This is a genomic window from Candidatus Accumulibacter sp. ACC012, assembly GCF_907163155.1.
GTDB classification, from domain to species: Bacteria; Pseudomonadota; Gammaproteobacteria; order Burkholderiales; family Rhodocyclaceae; genus Accumulibacter; species Accumulibacter delftensis.
On record NZ_CAJQUC010000002.1, the window covers coordinates 91,684 to 112,527 of the forward strand.

The 20,844-nt window shown below is 62.8% G+C and carries 22 protein-coding genes; 13 read left to right on the forward strand and 9 right to left on the reverse strand.

Translation table 11 applies throughout. From position 1 onward, the window contains the following. Positions 1 to 2 precede the first annotated feature (2 nt). The 3 genes from QZ648_RS00930 to QZ648_RS00940 are packed head-to-tail and all read right to left on the reverse strand — an operon-like array spanning position 3 to position 1,482. Complete coding sequence (locus QZ648_RS00930) at positions 3 to 410, reverse strand: hypothetical protein (protein ID WP_291995843.1); 408 nt, start codon at positions 408 to 410, stop codon at positions 3 to 5. A 38-nt stretch (positions 411 to 448) separates the two neighbouring features. Continuing rightward, positions 449 to 1,030, reverse strand: coding sequence for a GspH/FimT family pseudopilin (locus tag QZ648_RS00935; RefSeq protein WP_291996122.1), 582 nt, complete (start codon positions 1,028 to 1,030; stop codon positions 449 to 451). 5 nt (positions 1,031 to 1,035) lie between these two features. Next, complete coding sequence (locus QZ648_RS00940; protein WP_291995844.1) at positions 1,036 to 1,482, reverse strand: type IV pilin protein; 447 nt, start codon at positions 1,480 to 1,482, stop codon at positions 1,036 to 1,038. Between the two features lie 205 nt (positions 1,483 to 1,687). Here QZ648_RS00940 and QZ648_RS00945 point away from each other — a divergent pair, with 205 nt between their 5' ends. After that, positions 1,688 to 2,539, forward strand: a complete 852-nt coding sequence (locus QZ648_RS00945; protein ID WP_291995845.1) for a TonB family protein — start codon at positions 1,688 to 1,690, stop codon at positions 2,537 to 2,539. Here the strand turns inward: QZ648_RS00945 and ispH are convergent. From ispH to QZ648_RS00970, 5 genes are read right to left on the reverse strand one after another with little or no spacing between them, the layout of a single operon-like run. After that, positions 2,505 to 3,428, reverse strand: a complete 924-nt coding sequence (gene ispH, locus QZ648_RS00950) for a 4-hydroxy-3-methylbut-2-enyl diphosphate reductase (protein WP_169065920.1) — start codon at positions 3,426 to 3,428, stop codon at positions 2,505 to 2,507. The two genes, QZ648_RS00945 and ispH, sit on opposite strands and share 35 nt — an antisense overlap. Positions 3,429 to 3,436: 8 nt before the next feature. After that, entirely contained in the window at positions 3,437 to 3,943 is a 507-nt protein-coding gene (locus QZ648_RS00955) for an FKBP-type peptidyl-prolyl cis-trans isomerase (RefSeq protein ID WP_169065921.1), read from the reverse strand. Positions 3,944 to 3,989: 46 nt separating this feature from the next. Continuing rightward, entirely contained in the window at positions 3,990 to 4,514 is a 525-nt protein-coding gene (lspA, locus tag QZ648_RS00960; protein WP_291995846.1) for a signal peptidase II, read from the reverse strand. Next, on the reverse strand, positions 4,501 to 7,359 hold the full coding sequence (gene ileS / locus QZ648_RS00965; protein WP_291995847.1) for an isoleucine--tRNA ligase: 2,859 nt from the start codon (positions 7,357 to 7,359) through the stop codon (positions 4,501 to 4,503). The genes lspA and ileS overlap by 14 nt, the downstream gene beginning before the upstream one ends. After that, complete coding sequence (locus QZ648_RS00970) at positions 7,329 to 8,291, reverse strand: bifunctional riboflavin kinase/FAD synthetase (protein WP_291995848.1); 963 nt, start codon at positions 8,289 to 8,291, stop codon at positions 7,329 to 7,331. Before QZ648_RS00970 ends, ileS begins: the two co-directional genes overlap by 31 nt. 324 nt (positions 8,292 to 8,615) lie before the next feature. Here QZ648_RS00970 and QZ648_RS00975 point away from each other — a divergent pair, with 324 nt between their 5' ends. The 10 genes from QZ648_RS00975 to QZ648_RS01020 all read left to right on the forward strand — a co-directional run bounded on the left by QZ648_RS00975 (position 8,616) and on the right by QZ648_RS01020 (position 18,025). Continuing rightward, a complete protein-coding gene (locus QZ648_RS00975) occupies positions 8,616 to 11,099 on the forward strand; it encodes a heavy metal translocating P-type ATPase (RefSeq protein ID WP_169065924.1) in 2,484 nt (827 codons plus the stop codon). Positions 11,100 to 11,105: 6 nt separating this feature from the next. Beyond that, entirely contained in the window at positions 11,106 to 11,312 is a 207-nt protein-coding gene (gene ccoS / locus QZ648_RS00980) for a cbb3-type cytochrome oxidase assembly protein CcoS (RefSeq protein WP_169065925.1), read from the forward strand. 341 nt (positions 11,313 to 11,653) lie between these two features. Continuing rightward, the gene (gene ccoN, locus QZ648_RS00985; protein WP_169065926.1) at positions 11,654 to 13,081 is read left to right on the forward strand and encodes a cytochrome-c oxidase, cbb3-type subunit I; all 1,428 of its coding nucleotides are present in this window, start codon (positions 11,654 to 11,656) and stop codon (positions 13,079 to 13,081) included. Between the two features lie 14 nt (positions 13,082 to 13,095). Further along, the gene (gene ccoO, locus QZ648_RS00990; RefSeq protein WP_169065927.1) at positions 13,096 to 13,710 is read left to right on the forward strand and encodes a cytochrome-c oxidase, cbb3-type subunit II; all 615 of its coding nucleotides are present in this window, start codon (positions 13,096 to 13,098) and stop codon (positions 13,708 to 13,710) included. Between the two features lie 3 nt (positions 13,711 to 13,713). Beyond that, positions 13,714 to 13,908, forward strand: a complete 195-nt coding sequence (locus QZ648_RS00995) for a cbb3-type cytochrome c oxidase subunit 3 (protein WP_291995849.1) — start codon at positions 13,714 to 13,716, stop codon at positions 13,906 to 13,908. Next, the gene (gene ccoP / locus QZ648_RS01000) at positions 13,905 to 14,813 is read left to right on the forward strand and encodes a cytochrome-c oxidase, cbb3-type subunit III (RefSeq protein WP_291995850.1); all 909 of its coding nucleotides are present in this window, start codon (positions 13,905 to 13,907) and stop codon (positions 14,811 to 14,813) included. The genes QZ648_RS00995 and ccoP overlap by 4 nt, the downstream gene beginning before the upstream one ends. 144 nt (positions 14,814 to 14,957) lie before the next feature. Then, the gene (locus tag QZ648_RS01005; RefSeq protein WP_169065929.1) at positions 14,958 to 15,746 is read left to right on the forward strand and encodes a DUF3313 domain-containing protein; all 789 of its coding nucleotides are present in this window, start codon (positions 14,958 to 14,960) and stop codon (positions 15,744 to 15,746) included. A 165-nt stretch (positions 15,747 to 15,911) separates the two neighbouring features. Then, the gene (ccoG, locus tag QZ648_RS01010) at positions 15,912 to 17,327 is read left to right on the forward strand and encodes a cytochrome c oxidase accessory protein CcoG (protein ID WP_291995851.1); all 1,416 of its coding nucleotides are present in this window, start codon (positions 15,912 to 15,914) and stop codon (positions 17,325 to 17,327) included. Next, positions 17,324 to 17,881 carry a FixH family protein gene (locus QZ648_RS01015; RefSeq protein WP_169065930.1) on the forward strand — a complete coding sequence of 186 codons (558 nt, stop codon included), beginning with the start codon at positions 17,324 to 17,326 and terminating at the stop codon, positions 17,879 to 17,881. The genes ccoG and QZ648_RS01015 overlap by 4 nt, the downstream gene beginning before the upstream one ends. A gap of 3 nt (positions 17,882 to 17,884) precedes the next feature. Beyond that, on the forward strand, positions 17,885 to 18,025 hold the full coding sequence (locus QZ648_RS01020; protein ID WP_169065931.1) for a DUF3149 domain-containing protein: 141 nt from the start codon (positions 17,885 to 17,887) through the stop codon (positions 18,023 to 18,025). Between the two features lie 115 nt (positions 18,026 to 18,140). On the opposite strand, the gene QZ648_RS01025 is transcribed toward QZ648_RS01020, so the two are convergent. Next, on the reverse strand, positions 18,141 to 18,686 hold the full coding sequence (locus QZ648_RS01025) for an NUDIX hydrolase (protein WP_169065932.1): 546 nt from the start codon (positions 18,684 to 18,686) through the stop codon (positions 18,141 to 18,143). Positions 18,687 to 18,980: 294 nt separating this feature from the next. Here QZ648_RS01025 and motA point away from each other — a divergent pair, with 294 nt between their 5' ends. Beyond that, the gene (gene motA, locus QZ648_RS01030; protein WP_169065933.1) at positions 18,981 to 19,838 is read left to right on the forward strand and encodes a flagellar motor stator protein MotA; all 858 of its coding nucleotides are present in this window, start codon (positions 18,981 to 18,983) and stop codon (positions 19,836 to 19,838) included. 32 nt (positions 19,839 to 19,870) lie between these two features. Continuing rightward, positions 19,871 to 20,827, forward strand: coding sequence for a flagellar motor protein MotB (gene motB, locus QZ648_RS01035; RefSeq protein WP_291995852.1), 957 nt, complete (start codon positions 19,871 to 19,873; stop codon positions 20,825 to 20,827). Positions 20,828 to 20,844: the final 17 nt, after the last annotated feature.

Below are 20,844 nucleotides of genomic sequence, written 5' to 3' on the forward strand. Positions count from 1 at the left end.
GTTCAGGGATTCCTGACGATCTGTGAGACCACGACGTGACGGTGGCCGGCTTCAGCCGCTGCCATCTCCGGCGTGCGCCAGAAAAGGGTGATCTCAACCACCCCTGCAGCGCCAACGGTCACCGTCGGCAGGGTCGAGATGACGTCGTCCGCAGCCGCGACAACGCCTGGCAGACCTTCAGGGCCTGATACGTCGGCCAGCCATGCGTCGTATGCTGCACCACCGGTTGCGAACGCGTTCAGGTCGCCATCACTCACCCACATCTGTCCGATCAATCGGTTGGCCAGCAGCGTGGCATCGGTACGGTATTTGGCGTCGCCAGTGAGCTGGATCGCGGTGGCCTGCAGGGCGACCAGCGAAAGGATGCCCAGCGAGAAGATGAGGATCGCGATTAGCGCCTCCAGCAGCATGACGCCTGCCTGCCCCTCGGCGAGTTTGGAGTGCTCGTTCATATGCACCCCTGCGCGTCGCCAGCGGTTAATGCCGGATCGCACATGCGTATCTGGCCGCCGACCGAGATCTCGGCACGTAGGCAGCGCACCGCTCCGCCAGCATCCACGCAGGCGGCACCCGCTGCGTCGGTGAAACTGATGGTGATGAGGACGACGTCAGGCAAGGGCGTGGGGCGACCAAGGCCATTGAAAACGATCGCCGCTTGCCCCGCCGCCACCGTTGTCGCCGCGCCGCCGCTTTCGGTTCCGCCGCGCAACTGAATGATGCGTGGCGCCAGGGTATCGGAGGGGGCCACGTCACACTGCCCGACAGGCGAATCGACACTGACGATCCAGTTGGGGCCTGCAGTGCTCAGCGCGCAAGCGCTGGTGGTCGTGTCAACTAGGTACAAACCAACCGTGGTGTTGCGTCGCACCGCCTCGGCCCTGGCCAACTGCAGGCCGTTCAGTACCGATTCGGCTGTCGTACGCACCCTGGCGTTGCGCATCCAGTCGCTGAACGCCGGAATGCCGAGGCTCATCAGGATGCCGAGGATGGCCATGCCGACGATCAGTTCGATCAGGCTGAAGCCACGCATGCCGTTCAACAGCCACCTCCCTTGTTGGTGATCCAGCAGGCAGTCAGTGCATGTACCCAGCCGGATGGTGCCGGGCTGGCAATGGTGCTGCTTCTCACGTTGGCCTGGTCGAGGGTGTAAGTGAAGCCGCTCATTGAACTCTTGCCGGTGGCGGTCAGGGTGTAGGTGGTGGCGGTGAGGGTCGGGCAGGTGAAGTTGAAGTATTGGCTGGCGGTGGTGTCGTCGGCGCAGGCGGGTGCACTGATCGCCGGATCCGCCTGAAAGTAGAGGTGATTGTCCTGAAAGAACTGCTCCATGCGTACCCGCTTCTCGGAAAGCCCGGCGGTGGCCTGGGTGATGCGGGAGCGGATCAGGTAATCGCTGTAACTGGGAACGGCGATGGCCGCCAGGATGCCGATGATGATGACCACCATCATGATCTCGATCAGGGTGAAGCCAGCGTGTCTTTTCACAGCGTTTTCTTTCCTCAAGGGCGGCAAGCTTGGGCGGGCACGGCGCAAAGGCAACTGCTGCCATCATAGTCGAGGCGGGCTGAGGCGCCAATCCGGGGTGACATACGGTGCCTGGTAGCGGACGAGTGGCGCGACCGGCATTGACTCGGGCGCCTAGAATCCAGCTGCTGCCGGTTTCGGCATTCTCTTTCGGACAGTGGATTTCTTGACATCGGTCTTCTCGGACAGCCTGGCGGGGTGGTGGCCAAAATGGCAGCGGCTGGGCCTGGCGCTGGGCCTATCCCTGGCCTTGCATCTGGGCGGGCTGGCGGCCCTGCGCTGCGTAGTCGGCGCGGCGGCTGACGTGGCATCGCCGCCGGCGGCGGGGCGTGCAGCGACGGCGATCAGCGCCGTCCTTCTTGCGCCACTGCAAGAGCCGGGACGGGAAGGGCCGCAGCCGGCAAGCGAGGCGCCTGCGGGCAGGGCAGCAGAGGAGGTTCGTGCAGCCGGCGCAGCGCCTGGAAGCGGGGCAGGCAGCGCAGGCAGCGCAGGCAGCGAATCCGGAGCGAGTGCCGACGCCAGCAAGGCGCCGCCGCCGTCACCGCCACCGCTGTCTGCCGAGAGGCTTGCGGCGCGTGGTCAGCGCCTGCTGGCCGCGTCTATGCCGCCCTACCTGGTGCAGCCCTTGCCAGCAGAGCTGTCAGCGGGCCTGTGGTATTTTCGTCGCTCTGAACTGACCGTCGCCGCCGTGCCGCTGGACGAGCCCGCGATCGAGCCGCCCGATGACAGCGCAGGCCATGCGCTGCGCGGCGGCAAGGTGGTGCTACGCGTCTTCCTGGCGGCGGATGGGGCGGTCGACCGCGTCGAAGTGGCAAGCAGCAATCTGCCACCCGCGTATGACGAGGCGGCGGTCGCCGCTTTTTCCCGCTTGCGCTTTCGCCCGGGTGAAATTCAGGGAGTCGCGGTAAGCAGCGAGAGCCGCTTCGAGGTCGGCTTCGACGCTGGCGATCCTGGCAGCAGTCACGCCAGCGATCGCCGTGGGCTCAGCCCTGCAACTCGCGGGGCAGCGCAAAGGTGACGTTTTCTTCGGCACCGTCGAGTTGTTCGAGCTTGCTGCGATCACCCGCGGCGAGCCGATCGACGACGTTTTGCACCAGCACTTCGGGTGCCGAGGCGCCAGCGGTGACGCCGACGCGGTTGGCGCCGCTGAGCCAGGCGGGGTCGATCTGATCGGCCTGGTCTACCAGGTAGGCGCGGCTGCCGATCAGTTCCGCCACTTCGCGCAGGCGGTTGGAGTTGGAACTCGACTCACTACCGACGACGATCACCACGTCGCTTTCCCGGGCCAGTTGCTTGACGGCGTCCTGGCGGTTTTGCGTGGCATAGCAGATGTCGTCCTTCTTCGGGCCGATGATCGCCGGGAAGCGCTCCCGCAGGGCGGCGATGACCTGCGCGGCGTCGTCGATCGAGAGCGTGGTCTGCGTGACGTAGGCCAGTTGGGCAGGGGTTTTAACTTGCAGTTGGCGGGCGTCGGCGACGGTTTCGACAAGGTACATGCCGTCACCGCTTTGTCCCATCGTGCCTTCGACTTCGGGATGTCCCTTGTGGCCAATCATGATGATCTCGCGGTCTTCGTTGCGCATCCGGGCAACTTCCAGGTGCACCTTGGTGACCAGCGGACAGGTGGCGTCGAAAACCTTCAGGCCACGCCCTGCCGCCTCCTCGCGAACCGCTTTGGAGACGCCATGAGCGCTGAAAATGACCGTGCCGCCGCTGGGCACGTCGGCCAGCTCGTCGATGAAAACGGCGCCTTTGCGGCGTAGATCGTCGCAGACGAACTTGTTATGGACCACTTCATGGCGAACATAGATCGGCGCGCCGAACTTTTCGAGCGCCCGCTCGACGATGGCGATGGCTCGGTCCACGCCGGCGCAGAAGCCGCGGGGATTGGCGAGAATGATCTGCATGCTGGGCCTCACATGACGGCGATGATGTGGACTTCGAAGCGCACCGCCTTGCCGGCCAGCGGATGGTTGAAGTCGAAGGTCGCGCTGCTCTCGGTCAGTTCGCGCAGGAAGCCGGCAAAGTCGCCGGCGCCGTCGGGCGAGCTGAACTCGATCAGCGAGTTGACCTTGAGTTCGACCTCCGGCGGCAGCGCGCTGCGTGCGATACGTTCGATCAGGCGTGGATTGTGGGGGCCGAAAGCGTCTTCCGCCGCCAGTTCGAAGACCCGGCGTTCGCCAGCGGCCATGCCCATCAGGCAAGCCTCGAGCGTCTCGGCGAGCTGACCGCTGCCCATCTGCAGGGTCGCCGGAGAGAGATCGAAAGTGCTCACGTAGTCGGTGTTGTCCACGTCGGAAAGACTGTAGTGCAGCGTCAGGTAGCTGTCGCGGCCGACGATCGGAGCGCTTTCCGGAGAGGCGGGGGAGGCGGGAGTGCTTGGCGTGCTTGGAGTGCTTGGAGTGCTTGGAGTGGGCTTCATGCGCTTCCTCGTTTGCTGGCGGCCGCGCCGCGGTCAGGGTCGTGGCTCAATGCCGTTCGCCGCGGTGCGACCTTGTGGCCTGGCCAGGCGTCGCGTCGCTGTTGTGCGTGCCGAACAACTGGTCGATGATCATCAACACCGCGCCGACGCTGATTGCCGCGTCGGCGATGTTGAAGGCCGGCCAGTAGAATCCGGCGGCGTGCCATTGAATGAAGTCGACCACCGCGCCGAAGCGCAGGCGATCGATGACGTTGCCGAGCGCACCGCCGAGGATCAGGGTAAGCGCCAGCGAGATGGTGAATTCACCGCTATGACGCGGCAGGAGGCTGACGATCCAGGCCGAGATGGCCAGCGCCAGCGCGGTGAAGAACCAGCGCTGCCAGCCGCCGGCATCGGAGAGGAAGCTGAACGCGGCGCCGGCGTTGAAGGTCAGCACCCAGTTGAAGAAGGGGGTGACGTAGATCGAATCGCCGGGCTGTAGCCAGGCCAGGACCAGCCACTTGCTGAGCTGGTCAAGGAGGACGATGACCCCGGCTAGCCATAGCCAGCGCTCGATATTACGCGAAGGCACGGCTTTCACCCTCACCGTCGAGGTTGCTGACGCAGCGGCCGCAGAGGCCGGGCCGAGTCGCTTGGCTGCCGACGTCGTCGCGGACGTGCCAGCAACGCTCGCACTTGGCCGCCACCAGGGGCGCGCAGAGCAACTGCTCGGCAGCGCTGTCGAGCACCTCGATCACCGTCGCCTGCGAACAGATCAATACGAAGCGCAGGTCGTCGCCGAGCGAGGCGAGGATGCTGTGCTTTTCGCCAGCGCAGTGCAGGCGCACCTCGGCTTGCAGCGAGGAGCCGATCTTGCCGGCGATGCGCAGCTCTTCGAGCGCACGCATGACCTCGGCGCGATAGGCGCGGATTTTGCGCCACTTGCCGAGCAATTCCGCCTCGTCTGCCGGTTCCGGTAGCGCTTGCCAGGTGTGCAGCATCACCGACTGCGCCGTGTCGCCGGTCTGCAGCTGCCAGATCTCTTCGGCGGTGAAGGAGAGGATCGGCGCCATCAATTTGACGAAGCTTTGCAGGATGTGCCACAGGGCACTTTGCGCCGCGCGCCGCGCGGGTGATCCGGCGGCCGTGGTGTAGAGACGGTCCTTGAGGATGTCGAGATAAAAGCCGCCGAGATCTTCGGAGCAGAAAGTCTGCAACGACTGGACGACGTGATGGAACTCGAAGCGCGCGTAGTCGGCTTCGCATTGCGCCTGCATTTCGCGCGTCATGGCCAGTGCGTAGCGGTCGATCTCCAGCCACTGCTCAACCTCCAGCAGGTCGCGCCTGGGGTCGAAGTCGGCGGTGTTGGCGAGCAGGAAGCGCAGGGTGTTGCGGATGCGCCGGTAGGATTCGACGACGCGCTTGAGAATCTCGTCGGAGATCGACAGTTCACCCGAGTAGTCGGTGGCCGCGACCCACAGGCGGAGAATCTCGGTGCCCAGAGTATCGGCGATTTTCTGCGGGGCAATCACGTTGCCTTTCGACTTGGACATTTTCAGGCCCTTGCCGTCGACCACGAAGCCGTGCGTCAACAAGGCCTTGTAGGGCGCGCGGCCGTCCATGGCGCAGCCGATCAGCAGCGAGCTCTGGAACCAGCCACGATGCTGATCGGAGCCTTCGAGATAGAGGTCGGCGGGGTAGCTCAGCTGCGTGCGATGCGATCCGCGCAGGACGCTCGAGTGGGTGGCACCGGAGTCGAACCAGACGTCGAGGGTGTCGCTCATCTTGCGATACTGCGCGGCTTCGGCGCCGAGCAGTTCCTGCGCTTCGAGCGCGAACCAGGCTTCGATGCCGGCTTTTTCGACGCGCTGGGCGACGGCTTCGACGAGCTCGGCGGTGCGCGGATGCGCTGCGCCGGTCTCGCGATGCAGGAAGAAGGGGATCGGAACGCCCCAGTTGCGCTGTCGTGAAACACACCAGTCGGGGCGCGTCTTGATCATTGCTTCGAGGCGGGCGCGACCCCAACTCGGGAAGAACTGCGTTTCGTCGACGGCGCGTTCGGCGCACCAACGCAGGCTCGCTTCCTCGTCGTTGTGGGCGAGCTGTGGCTGGCCCGCCGCCGGCGAGTCGTCGCCTGGCGTCCGCGCTCGCTGTTCCATACCGACGAACCACTGCGTCGTGGCGCGGAAAATGATCGGCGTCTTGTGGCGCCAGCAGTGCGGGTAACTGTGCTGGATCTTCTCCGAGCAGAGCAGGTGGCCGCTGCCGGCGAGTTGTTCGAGGACCAGCGGGTTGGCCTCCCAGACGCTCTTGCCGACCAGTTCGCCGACTGCCAGCGGCGGCGTGCCGGCCACGAAGCGGCCGTCGTCGCCGACCGGGTTGTTCACCGGCAGGCCATAGACCTTGCCGATCAGGTAGTCGTCGGTGCCGTGCGCCGGCGCGGTGTGCACCAGGCCGGTGCCGGCTTCGACGGTCACGTGGCGGCCGCAGACGATCGCTACGTCACGGGCCTGGAAGGGGTGGCGGAGGAGGACCTGCTCGAGTGCCGCGCCCCTGGCGGAACCGAGCACCTTGCCGGTCAGGGCATAGCGCTGCAGGCAGGCGTCGGCGAGTTCGCGAACCAGGATCAGCGCACCTTTCGGGGTGTCGATCAACTGGTACTCGAAGTCCGGGTGGGCGCTGACCGCCTCGTTGGCCGGCAGGGTCCACGGGGTGGTCGTCCAGATGACGGCAAAGGCGGGGCCACGCAGGTGGCTCAGGCCGAAGGCCCTGGCTACCTTGTCGGCGTGATTGGCATGCACTTCGAAAGCAACATCGATCGCCGCCGAGCTCTTGTCTTCGTATTCGACTTCCGCTTCGGCCAGCGCCGAGCCACAGTCGAGGCACCAGTTGACCGGCTTGAGGCCCTGGTAGAGGTAGCCTTTTTCAAGAATCGCGCCGAGAGCGCGGATTTCGTCGGCCTCGGTCTTGAAGTCCATCGTCAGGTAGGGATTGTCCCACTCGCCGAGAATGCCAAGGCGGATGAAGTCTTTCTTCTGACGCTCGATCTGCTCGGCGGCAAAGGCGCGGCAAAGCGCACGCACCTGGTCGGCCGGCACGTGTTTGCCGTGCAGCAATTCGATCTGATGCTCGATCGGCAGGCCGTGGCAATCCCAGCCCGGAACGTAGGGGGCGTCGAAACCGGCCAGGGTCTTGGCGCGGACGATGATGTCCTTGAGAATCTTGTTGACCGCATGACCGATGTGAATGTCGCCGTTGGCGTAGGGCGGGCCATCGTGCAGGACGAAACGTGGCCGTCCCTGCGCGGCCGTACGGATGCGTTCGTAGAGCTTGCTCTCCTGCCAGGCGGCGACCCACTGTGGCTCGCGGCTGGGGAGATTGCCACGCATCGGAAACGGCGTGTCGGTCAGGTTGAGGGTTTGCTTGTAGTCAGCCATGGCGGGTCTCGGAACTGGAAATAGGCTTTCGTGGCTTCGACGTCGGCGGCGATTTGCGCCTTCAGGGCGTTGAAGTCGGGGAATTTCATTTCGTCGCGCAGCTTGTGCAGGAAACGCACGCTCAGGTGCGCGCCGTAGATGTCGGCGCAGAAGTCGAAAAGGTGTACTTCGAGCAGCGGTCGCGTCACCTGGTTGGCGCTCGGGCGGTAGCCAAGGTTGGCGGCGCCGCGCTGCGGGCCGCCGGGCAGACCGCTGACCTCGACGGCGAAGACGCCTTGCAGCGGCGGTTTCTGGTGCTTGATGCGGATGTTGGCGGTAGCGAAGCCCAACTGCCGGCCGAGCTGTTCACCCCGCACCACGCGTCCGTCGATCGCATAGGGGCGGCCGAGCAGGCGCGCGGCGTGCTCCAGGCGCCCGTCCTGGAGCGCATCGCGAACCGCCGAACTGGATGCGCGTTCGCCTTCGAGAGTGACGCTGTGCATGGCTTCGACCTGAAAACCGAGGCGGGCGCCGGCCGCGCGCAGCAAGGCGAAATCGCCACTGCGTCGGGCGCCAAAACGGAAGTCGTCGCCGACGATCAGATGGCGGACGCGCAGCGCGTCGACCAGCACCTGCTTGATGAACACTTCGGCCGTCAAAGCGGCGAAGGCGGCGTTGAAGTGGCAGACATAGCTCAGGTCGACGCCGTCGTCGGCGAGCAGTTCGAGTTTTTCGCGCAGCGTGGACAGGCGCGAGGGCGCTGCTTGCGGCGCGAAGAACTCGCGCGGGTGCGGCTCGAAAGTGAGCACGGCAGCCGGCAGGCCGGCGTTGGCCGCAGTCGCCGTCAGGCGGGCGAGCAGCGCGCGATGGCCCAGGTGTACGCCATCGAAGTTGCCGATGGTCAATACAGTGGCGCTGTGTGCTTTCCGGGAATAACCTCGATAGACGAGCATCGGGGGCAGGGGAGGCCGAAAAAACGTGCGATTATAACCAGTTTCCTGCGCCGTCAGCGGCTATCGAACAGCGCTCGACCGTGTTCCGCGGGCCAGTGCGGGCTGTCTGACGGCGCTTTCCAGGCCAGAGTGGACGCATCGTCCGCTGCTTGCGCGGAGCCTTTGCCGGCCGGCTGTTGTCCGTGTTGCGGCGCGATTGGCAGTAAGATGCCGACAGTTTCGCGTCTGCGCTCGCTCAGCGCAAGGGCTCAGCGGAGCCGCAAGCCGGCGCTGCATGCGGGCGCCGGGCGCTGCTCTTTCCCGTTTTCTTTCTCCCTGGCAGTGATGAACAACAGCAATTGCTACCATTGCGGTCAGCCGGTGCCGGCTGGCGTCGATCTTGAAGTAGGCATCGACGGTCAGCCGCGTGCCATGTGCTGTGGCGGCTGCCAGGCGGTGGCGCAGGCGATCGTCGCCAATGGGCTGGCCGACTATTATCATAACCGTGACCAGCTGCCGAATGCGCCACGCGAGGCGCTGCCGGCGCTGGTCGCCGGCCTGCAGGTCTTTGATCACCCGGATTTCCAGAAGAGCTTCGTGCGCGTTCTTCCGGCCGCTGGCGAAGCTGGCCGCGAAGGCGCTGCCGGCGGCAGCGAACGGGAGGCGTCGTTGATTCTCGAAGGGATCACCTGCTCGGCGTGCATCTGGCTCAACGAGCAGCATCTTTCGCGGCTCGCCGGGGTCACCGCGGTGGACATCAACTACGCCACGCGGCGTGCCCGAATTCGCTGGGACGAGCAGCGCATCAAGCTCTCCGCCATTCTGGCGGCGATCGCCGCCATTGGCTATCACGCCCATCCCTACGATCCGGCGAAGAGTGAGGAGCTGGCCGGAAAAGAGCGGCGGCGCGCGCTGTGGCGGCTGTTCGTCGCCGGTTTCGGCATGATGCAGGTGATGATGTACGCCGTGCCACTGTACCTGGCCGGCGATGGCGAAATGACGCCGGACATCGAGTTGCTGCTGCGCTGGGCGAGCCTGCTGCTGACCACGCCGGTGGTCTTCTATTCGGCGGCACCGTTCTTCCGTAATTCCTGGCGCGATCTGCGCCTGCGCCGGGTCGGCATGGATCTCCCGGTTGCCCTCGGCGTTGGCGCAGCTTTTGCGGCCAGCGTCTGGGCCACTCTGACGGCGAGCGGCGAGGTTTACTTCGACTCGGTGACGATGTTCGTCTTTTTCCTGCTCACCGGGCGTTTCCTGGAGATGAGCGCGCGGCAACGCGCGGTCAGCATCACCGAGGCGCTGGCCAAGCTGATGCCGGCCGTGGCCGGCCGCCTTGCCGCTTATCCGCAGAGCCGCGAGGTCGAGCAGGTGATGGTCGCCGACCTGCATCCCGGCGATGTCGTGCTGGTCCGGCCCGGCGAGACGATTCCGGCCGACGGGCGGGTGCTCGAAGGGGCGAGCAGTAGCGACGAGGCCCTGCTCACCGGCGAAAGCGCACCGGTGAGAAAGGAACCAGGGCTGGCGGTGACCGGTGGCGCGGTGAATATCGAGAGCCCTTTGCTGGTCGAGGTGGTGCACGTCGGCGAGGCGACGCGCCTATCGGCGATCATCCGGTTAATGGAGCGGGCGGCGGCCGAGAAGCCGCACATCGTCGAACTGGCCGATCGCATTGCCGGTCGCTTCATCATCAGCCTGCTCGCCCTGGCGGCCGCGGTCGCCGTCGTCTGGTGGACCATCGATCCTGCACAGGCGCTGTGGATCACGGTGTCGGTGCTGGTGGTTACCTGTCCCTGCGCCTTGTCGCTGGCGACGCCGGTGGCCCTGAGCGTGGCCAGCGGAGCGATGGCCCGGGCAGGCCTGCTGGTGACGCGTAGCCACGCCGTCGAAACCCTCGCCCGGGCCAGCCATTTCGTGTTCGACAAGACCGGCACGCTGACCAGTGGGCGTATGCGCCTGCTTGAAGTCGTGCCCTTGAACGAGCAGGTGACGCCGGCGCATTGCCTGGCTCTGGCGGCGGCGCTGGAGCAGGCGTCCGAACACCCGATTGCTGCCGCTTTGCGCGCCGCAAGCAATGGCCAGGTGCTGCCGCTGGTCGACGCGCTGTGCAACGAGCCGGGTCAGGGGATCACGGCCCGGCACGCTGGCCGCCGCGTACGCCTCGGCCAACCCGGCTATGTTCTCACCTTGCACGGCGAGCCGCTGCCGGCGGCGGCCGAGGCCGTGCTGGCCAGCGGTGATACCGTCGTTGCTCTCGGTGACGAGAGCGGCTGGATGGCGCTGTTTCGTGTCGGCGACGAGCCGCGGCCGGAAGCCGCGGCTCTGGTCGCCGCCTTGCAGGGGCAGGGGCGGCAGGTAATTCTGCTGAGTGGCGACGCGGCTCCGGCGGTGTGGCGCGTGGCGCAGGCTCTGGCCATCCATGAGGTGGTGGCGGGTGCGTCGCCGCAGGCGAAGCAGGATTTTGTTCGCCAATTGCAGGACAGTGGAGCGGTGGTGGCAATGATCGGCGATGGCGTCAACGATGCGCCGGTGCTGGCCCAGGCGCAGGTTTCGGTGGCCATGGGCGGCGGCGCGCAGTTGGCGCGCACGCAGGCCGACCTGGTCCTGCTCTCCGAAAATCTGGATCACCTGCGGCGTGGCGTATTTGTCGCACGCCGCTCGCTGGCGGTGATACGGCAGAATCTGTTATGGTCTTTCGCTTACAACGTGGTCGCCCTGCCACTGGCGATGGGCGGTTACATCACTCCGTGGATGGCCGGTATCGGCATGTCGGGAAGTTCGCTGCTGGTGGTGCTCAATTCCATGCGCTTGCGGCAAGTCGGCGGGAGATGAGGGCTGATGGAAACGCTATACCTGCTGATTCCGATCTCGATTGTCCTGGTCTTCCTGATCGGCATCGCCTTCTGGTGGTCGCTGCGCAACGGTCAGTTCGACGACCTCGAGGGCCCGGCCTACCGCGTTTTGATGGACGACGACCGGGTCACAAGTCCACTGGAGAAGGGCGCCGATCCAGCGCCGACCGAAGACCGGCGCGGGCCAAGCTGAGCGAATTCCCGGACCGCCGATCGCCAGCACTCTTGACGCACATCAAAACAAATACCGTTGCGCCTACGATAATTGTCAGCATTGGGTGTCGCCAACACGCTGGCATTGTGCGTTGCGGGATGTGAAAGGCGGTTTCTCGGTTGGGGTTGGGGTGCGTCTCGGCGCACCCTTTTTTTGCCCATTCGACGTCGATGATCGTTTGGCGGCTGTTTGACGGGTGTCAAGTTGCGCCGCAAGAGGTTAAAATAGCATCCGCAAAGCCGGTGTCCATGGGGTGATAGTGGGCATTGCGGTGTACGGGGCGGTGAGAACCGCTTTACAGTCATAAACGAGGTGAGTCCATGTCGGAAACTCAGTCAACATACAACTACAAGGTGGTGCGGCAGTTTGCCGTGATGACCGTCATTTGGGGTATTGTCGGAATGCTGGTCGGGGTGATCATTGCCGCGCAGCTGGTCTGGCCTGACCTTAATCTGGGCTTTCTGCATTTCGGTCGCCTGCGTCCGCTGCACACCAACGCGGTGATCTTTGCGTTTGGCGGCAGCGCACTTTTCGCTACCTCGTATTACGTCGTACAACGCACCTGCCATACGCGAATTTTTTCGGACGGCCTGGCTGCTTTTACTTTCTGGGGCTGGCAGGCGGTGATCGTTCTGGCGGCCATCACGCTGCCGCTGGGGATGACCCAGGGCAAGGAGTATGCCGAGCTTGAATGGCCGATTGATATCCTGATCGCGGTGGTCTGGGTTTCCTATGCTGTCGTGTTCTTCGGCACCATCGCCAAGCGCAAGGTGACCCATATCTACGTCGCCAACTGGTTCTACGGCGGCTTCATCCTCGCCGTTGCGCTGCTGCACATCGTCAATAGCGCCGCTATCCCGGTTTCCCTGACCAAGTCCTACTCGGCCTATGCCGGCGTGCAGGACGCGATGGTGCAGTGGTGGTATGGCCACAACGCGGTGGGTTTCTTCCTGACCGCCGGCTTCCTCGGCATGATGTACTACTTTGTCCCCAAGCAGGCCGGTCGCCCGGTGTACTCCTACCGTCTGTCAGTGGTGCACTTCTGGGCGCTGATCTTCACCTACATGTGGGCCGGCCCGCACCATCTGCACTACACGGCACTTCCGGACTGGACGCAATCGGTGGGTATGGTGTTTTCGTTGATTCTGCTGGCACCCTCCTGGGGAGGCATGATCAATGGCGTGATGACCCTTTCCGGTGCCTGGCACAAACTGCGTGACGATCCGATCCTCAAGTTCCTGATCACCTCGCTGTCCTTCTACGGCATGTCGACTTTCGAGGGTCCGATGATGGCCATCAAGACGGTCAATGCGCTCTCGCACTACACCGACTGGACGGTCGGGCACGTGCACTCCGGTGCGCTTGGCTGGGTGGCGATGATCTCCATCGGCTCGATGTATTACCTGCTGCCGCGCCTCTTCGGCAAGCCGGAAATGTTCAGCGTCAAACTGATCACGGTGCATTTCTGGGTGGCAACGATCGGTGTGGTGCTCTACATCGCTTCGATGTGGATTGCCGGCGTCATGCAGGGGCTGATGTGGCGGGCGGTTAACGCGGACGGTACCCTGACCTACAGCTTTGTTGAATCGGTCAAGGCCTCGTATCCGTTCTGGGCGATCCGCTTCGTCGGTGGCGTTCTCTTCCTTTCCGGCATGCTGATCATGGCCTACAACATGGTCAAGACGATGGCTGGCGGGCGCACGGTGGACGATGCGCTGGTCCTGCAACCAGCTGCCCAGCACGCCTAAGAGAGAGGAATGAAATGAAATTCACGCATGACAGTATTGAACGCAATGTCTGGCTGATGGTGGTGCTGACCATTCTGGTGGTCAGCGTCGGTGGCTTGGTCGAAATTGTGCCGCTCTTCTTTCAGAAGTCGACCACCGAGCCGGTGGCCGGGCTCAAGCCCTACGATCCACTGCGCCTGACCGGGCGTGATGTCTATGTCCGTGAGGGTTGCTTCCTTTGCCACTCGCAGATGATTCGTCCGTTCCGGGCTGAGACCGAGCGCTATGGCCACTATTCGGTCGCCGGTGAGTTTGTCTACGATCATCCCTTCCAGTGGGGATCGAAGCGTACCGGCCCGGACCTGCATCGGGTTGGTGGTCGCTATTCGGACGAGTGGCATCGCGCGCACCTGATCAATCCACGCGACGTGGTTCCCGAGTCGAACATGCCGGCCTTCGCTTTCCTGGAGGGCAATCCTGCCGATGCGGCGCTGATCGAGACCAAGATGCGCCAGTTGCGCAAGGTCGGCGTTCCCTACAGCGACGAGGAGATCGCCGGCGCCAAGGCACAGCTCGAAGGCAAGAGTGAACTCGACGCCATCATCGCCTATCTGCAGGGCATGGGCCTCGAACTGAAGGACGCGAAGTAACTCATGGATATCAATGATCTACGAGCCATCGTCACAGTCGTTTCGCTGCTCACCTTCCTGGGAGTGGTGTGGTGGGCCTACGGCGTTAAAAGTAACAAGAAGCGCTTCGAGGAAGCGGCCATGCTGCCGTTCATCGATGAGGAAGCGGATTGGGCCGAGCTCGGCCTGGATCGCAACGGACAAAGGAAAGCATCATGAGCGATTTTGTGAATCAGTTCTGGAACTGGTACGTTATTCTCCTGACGGCGATCAGCATCATTGCCTGTAGCGTCGTGCTCTGGTCGCAAAACATCACACCGGTTAGCGATCAGGCGCATACCACCGGTCATGTCTGGGACGAGACCCTCGAGGAGTACAACAACCCGCTGCCGAAGTGGTGGATGTGGTTGTTCCACATTACCGTGGTCTTCTCGCTGGTTTACTGTGTTCTCTATCCGACGCTCGGCAGTTTCCAGGGCGTACTGGGTTGGTCGTCGAGTGGGCAGTACGAGAAGGAGGTGGCGAAAGCGGATGCCGAAACCAAGCCGCTGTACGACAAGTACCTGGCCATGGATCTGCCGGCCCTGGCCGCCGACAAGGAAGGCGTCGAAACCGGCAAACGCTTGTATCTGACCTACTGCATGCAGTGCCATGGTGCCGACGCACGCGGCGGGAAAGGTTTCCCGAATCTCGCTGACAACGATTGGCAGTGGGGCAGCGATCCGGCCCAGATCGCTGAAACGATCAGTGCTGGTCGGATGGGGGTCATGCCTGCACACGCTCAAGTGGGCGCCGACACGATCAAGGATCTCGCCAACTACGTGCGCTCACTTTCAGGTTTGCCTGCCGATTCTTTGCGCGCCGCCAAGGGCCAGGAAGCTTTCAACAGCGTCGGCTGCTCGGGCTGCCATGGGGCGGATGCAAAAGGAATGGCTGCGCTGGGGGCGCCCAATCTGACCGACAAAGTCTGGTTGTACGGTGGTTCGGAGGCGACTATCATCGAGACCATTGCCAAGGGGCGCACCAACCAGATGCCCGCCTGGCAGGCGTTTCTCGGTGACGCCAAGGTGCATGTCCTGGCCGCCTATGTGATGAGCCTGGGCAAGGGTGGCGAAAGCAAGTAGCACGGGCGTTCAGTCTGAGCGAGAGCGGCCGCTTGGCCGCTCTTTTTTCTTGCTGCGCGATCCTTTGCCAGCGTCCTCCTGGAAGCGGCAAGCGCAGCGCTGGCAAAGCCAGTTCCTCAAATTCAACTGTCTTCAGGGACCCTCATGAAAAAATCCGCAACCCTTACCACGCTTGCTGCCGTCCTTCTCCTCGCCGGCTGCGCGAGCGACACCGCTGTGATGGGCAGTGGCGCAACGGTCACCGCCAGTGACAAGACGCGCATGACGCACAGCGGTTTCTTGTCCGATTACGCGCGCCTGACGCCAGCCCCGGGAGCTGAGGGAGCCGAATGCTGGCGAGATCCGAAACTCGACGCCAAAAAGTACGACAAGGTGCTGATTTCGCGCATCGTGGTGTCGCTCGTCGCGCCGAAGGACCAGAGCGAGCCGCAGACCATCGATCCAAGTGACCTCAAGACGCTGACCGACTACTTCCACGCTTCGCTGGTCAAGGCCTTGAAGCCGCAGATGCAGGTGGTCGCTCAGGCTGGACCAGGGGTGCTGGTCATGCGCATCGCGCTCACTGACCTGGTACCCACCAAGGTGACCGATAGCGTCGCCGGGACGCTGATTCCCTACGGTTTCGTCGTTGAAGCGGGCTCCGGTGCCGCCACTGGCCGGCCGGCCGGTTCCACCCCCTACATGGGCGAGACGGGCATGGAGATGCAGTTCCGCGATGGCGGGTCGGGCACTATCGTCGCCGAATGCCGCGATACCGAGATCGGACGCAAGTACGCGGCAGACGTCGACGGGAGCGCTGTCGGCGCAGCACAGACCTGGGCCAGCGGCTACCTGAACTCTTTCCAGGCCTGGTCGTACGCCAAGAATGCCTTCGACAAGTGGTCGCTTCTGGTTGCCAAGCGTCTCGGCGAACTGCGTGGCGTCCAGCAGTAAGCGAGCCAAACGGCCGTTGACGAGTCGTCGGCGGCTTGACGAAAAGGCTTGGAACATGTGCTGCTCCCGAATCGCTCCTGTCGCTGATACATATCAAACCCACTTCGGACGCCAATCTGTATATTAGCGTTTGGTGTAATTCTGAAATTGATCGGAGCTAAGATCATGAATGAGGCGGCCAGCAGACAGGCCAAGGCAATTCCCATCAACGTCGAAGGTTTGTACGAGAAGCACAAAACGGTGTATGCCCGTACCGTGACGGGGCTGTTCAACAACTGGCGCTGGGTGATGGTGTTTTTTACCCAGGCCTTGTTCTACGGTTTGTGCTGGTTCGAATGGAACGGCCGCCAGGCGGTACTTTTCCATATCATCGAACGCAAGTTTTACATTTTCGGCATGGTCTTCTGGCCGCAGGATGTCATCTATCTGGCGATCCTGCTGGTGATTTCGGCCTACGGACTGTTCCTGGTCACCGCCGTGGGGGGGCGCCTGTTCTGCGGCTACGCCTGCCCGCAGACCGTGTACACCGAAATACTGATGTGGATCGAACGCAAGATCGAGGGCGAACGTCCGGCGCGAATGAAGCTCGACGCGCAGCCGATGAATGCGCGCAAGTTCCGGCTCAAGTTCGTCAAGCATGCGCTGTGGCTGTTGGTTGCGCTATGGACGGGGATTACCTTCGTCGGATATTTCACGCCGATCAAGGAGTTGCTCGCCGAATTGGTGTCGTTCCGGATCGGGCCATGGGAGGCCTTTTGGGTTTTCTTCTATGCCTTTTTCCTGTACATGATGGCCGGTTTTCTCCGCGAGCAGGTTTGCAAGTACATGTGCCCGTACGCACGCTTCCAGGGCGTGATGTTTGACTCCGACACCCTGATCATTACTTACGACCCTGAGCGCGGCGAGCCACGCGGGCTGCGCAAGAAGAAAGGGGCTGCCGATGCGCCGCCACTGGGTGACTGTGTGGACTGCAGCATCTGCGTTCAGGTTTGCCCAACCGGTATCGATATTCGCAATGGTCTACAGCTCGAGTGCATTGCCTGTGCGGCCTGTATCGATGCCTGCGATCAGGTGATGGACAAAGTCGGTTCGCCACGCGGTCTGATTCGCTATTCGACCGAGAACGCCCTGGCCAAACACTACACGGCGCGGGAGATCATCGGGCACCTGTGGCGTTTCAGAACGCTGCTCTATAGCGGCATCCTGTTGGCCATCATCCTCGCTGCCGTGTGGAGCCTCAGCCAGCGCGTGCCGCTGAAGCTGGACGTGCTGCGTGATCGTTCGAGCCTGTCACGCGAGGCCACCGACGGGCGTATCGAGAACGTGTTCACGCTGCGTATTTCGAATACCGCCGAAGTGCCGCACCGCTATGCGATCACGGTCAGCGGCATGGACGGTATCGATATCGTTGGCGAGCGCCTTGTTGATCTTCCGGCCGCTTCGTCGCAGACCGTTTCCCTCTCGGCACGGGTCGAGCCAGGGGCTGGGAAAAAGGGCTCCAATGAAATCTTCTTCGAGGTTCGTTCCGAGAGCGACGACAAGCTCTCGGTTCGCGAAAAAGCAAGCTTTTTCATGCCATGAAGAGTAGGCGCGCGACCGATAGCGGCCCATGGTACCGCGAGCCCTGGCCCTGGCTGATCATGCTCGGGCCGGCGGTGGTCATTGTCGCTGGTGTGGCGACCGCCTATCTGGCAGTGATCAGCAATGATGGCCTGGTAGCCGACGATTACTACAAGCAGGGACTGGCGATCAATCAACGCAGCGAGCGTCACCTGCGTGCGGCCGAGTTGGGACTCGAAGCGGAGCTGATTCTCGGCGGGGATCGCGATCGCATTCGCGTTCTGCTGCGCGCCAAGGAGGGGACGCCATTGCCGGCCACGCTCAGCTTGCGCATTACGCACCCGACGCGGCCGGGTTTCGATCAGAGCGTTTCAATGCGCTCCGAAGGGGGTGGCGTCTATGGCGCCAAGCTGCTGCCGATCCATGGTCGCTGGCATCTTGTCCTTGAAGATGAACAGCAGGAGTGGCTGTTGGCGGGTGACTGGGAGAGTGACAAACAGCCTGCGCTGCGGCTGATACCCTCGGCCCGAGTACTGCCTGCTGACGAAAAAATTTCAGTTGATAAAGAAAGGTAAGGAATGGCTTGGGATCTGTTGTTTTCGAGTGATTACGGTCTGTTCAGCGTTTTCGTGATTGTCTTCCTCCTCGGCATGTCGGTCTGGTTCCCGTATTACTTCCACAAGAAAATGCGTCAGGGCGAACAGCGGAACAAGACTTAGGCCGCAACGCCTGATCGCCATTTTCGGCGGGCGGCGAGCGTAGGCGCCGACGGCGCTGGCGGCGGCAAGGACGCGCGCGCCACTGCCGCCGGTGCTCATCGGCGCGTGTGCGGGCTCAGGCGTGTGCCGCCGCTGGCCGCAACTCTTCTTCGTGGAGCACGAATTGGCCTGCCTTACGGTCGGCAAAATAGGCCCGCAAGCAGAGCGTGACGCTCTGGAAAGCGAGTTCCTGCCACGGGATCTCTGTTTCGGCGAAGAGCGCTGTTTCCAGGGTTTCCAATCCGGCTGCGAAGCCGGTATCGAGCAGGCGGGCACGGTAGAAGAGGTGCACCTGGTTGATGTGCGGGATGTTGACCAGCGAGAACAGTTCGCCAAGCTCGACGCGTGCGCAGGCTTCTTCGAGTGTTTCGCGCAGCGCGCCCTGGCGGGTCGTTTCACCGTTCTCCATGAAGCCGGCAGGTAGCGTCCACAAGCCGTAGCGTGGGGCGATCGAACGCCGGCACAGGAGGATTTGTTCCTGCCATTCGGCGATACAACCGATCACCAGCTTCGGATTTTGGTAATGGATCGTGCCGCAGCTTTCGCATACGTGCCGGGGGAGGTTGTCGCCCTCCGGAATCGACAGGCTGACCGCTTCGCCGCATTGGCTGCAGAAATACATTTCTCGGAGTCCCCGCTGCGTTCGATGACGCCGCAAGTTTATATGATTCGGGCCGGCAGGGCATCGCCTGTGGCGATGGCTCTGGCCTCTGCCGCAGGGCAAGTGGCGGTCGCGGGTCGCGTGCTGGGGAGGCGGCCCGGCAAGCGGGGCTCGAAAGAGCACAATCTTTTGCCGAAGAGGCGCTGCCTTGCCGTTTGGCCTGTGCCTGCAGTGTGCCATCTGGCTATACAATGCGCGACAATGCTGTGTTAAGTCAGCGACACGCGCCTTGGGCGCGATGACAAGGGGGGGCGGATGTTTCTGATTGTTGGCTACGTAATCATTCTGGTGGCAGCACTGGGCACCTACGCGGTTCACGGCAGCCTGGCGGCGCTGTGGGTGCCGATGGAATACATTGCCATCGTTGGTTTGACCATTGGTGGCTTCGTCGCCAGTAACGAATTGAAAATCATCAAGTCGACGATTGCTGCCTTGCCGGGAATCTTCAAGGGCTCGAAGTTCACCAAGGCGCTGTACGTCGACCTGCTGGCGATGCTCTTCGAGGTCTTGGCAAAGGTGCGCAAGGAAGGGCTGATGTCGATCGAGAACGACGTCGAGAACCCGCACGACAGCCCGATATTCAGCAAGTACCCGGTGCTTGCCAACGATCATCACGTGATGGAGTTCATTACCGACTATTTGCGCATGATGGTCGGCGGCAACCTCAACGCCATCGAGATCGAGAATTTGATGGATATCGAAATCGACACCCACCATCACGAGGCCGAGACGCCGGCACATGTCGTCTCCAAGATTGCCGACGCGGTACCGGCCTTCGGTATCATCGTTGCCGTGATGGGCGTGGTGAACGTCATGGGCTCGGTCGGCGAGCCGCCGGCGGTGCTGGGAAAAATGATCGGTGGTGCGCTGGTCGGCACCTTCCTCGGTATTCTCATCGCTTACGGCTTCGTCTCGCCGGTGGCCAGCCTGCTCGAACAGAAGGCCCAGGACGGCGCGAAGATCTATCAGGTGATCAAGGTCGTCCTGCTGGCGTCGATGTCCGGCTATGCGCCACAGGTGGCCGTCGAATTCGGTCGCAAGACCCTGGCCTCCGGGGTGCGTCCGACGTTTGGCGAACTCGAAGACGAACTCAAGAATCGCAAAGGCAAATAGGCGATGCGGATGCGACTCAGGGGAGGCGCTGAATGAGCGAAGACGTACGCCCAATCGTCATCAAGCGTATCAAGAAGGTGGCAGCGGCGCACCACGGGGGCGCCTGGAAGATTGCCTACGCCGACTTCGTGACGGCGATGATGGCTTTCTTTCTGCTGATGTGGCTGCTCGGCTCGACGGCCAGCGGTGATCTGCAGGGGATCGCCGACTATTTCCAGAACCCGCTGAAGATTGCTTCGCAGGGAGGGTCGGGCACCGGCGACAGTTCGAGTGTCCTCAAGGGTGGTGGCAAGGACCTGACGCGCACCGCCGGGCAGGTCAAGAGAGGCGATATCGAGGCTCAGAGCAAGACCATCAACCTCAAGGAGACCAACGCCGAGCATGCGCGCAAGGTCTTCGAAGAGCGCGAGACGCTGATGCTGGGGGAACTCAAGCAGAATATCGAAAAGCTGATTGAAAGCAATCCGGCGCTCAGGCAGTTCAAGAACCAGTTGTTGATCGATATTACCAGCGAAGGTTTGCGCATCCAGATCGTCGACGAGCAGAATCGCCCGATGTTCGATACCAGTAGCGCCGACCTGAAGAGCTATACGCGTACCATTCTGCATGAAATTGGCAAGGCGCTGAATGCCGTGCCGAACAAGCTGAGTCTGTCGGGGCATACCGACGCCGCTCAGTTCGGTGGCGGTGCCAAGGGTTTCTCGAACTGGGAGTTGTCGGCCAATCGCGCCAACGCTTCGCGGCGCGAGCTGATTGCCGGTGGCATGGATGAGCACAAGGTGTTGCGCGTCGTCGGCCTGTCGTCCACCGTACTCTTCGACAAGAACGATCCGCTCAGCTCGATCAATCGCCGGATCAGTATCATCGTTCTCAATCGACGTGCGGAAGAGGCCTTGTTACAGGAAGACGGCAAGGCGGATGCAGTCGAGGTTAGCGGCCAGGGAATCAATGCCGACGCCATCGCCTCACCGCCAGGGAGCGGCCGCTAGGGCTGAACTGTGCCGTG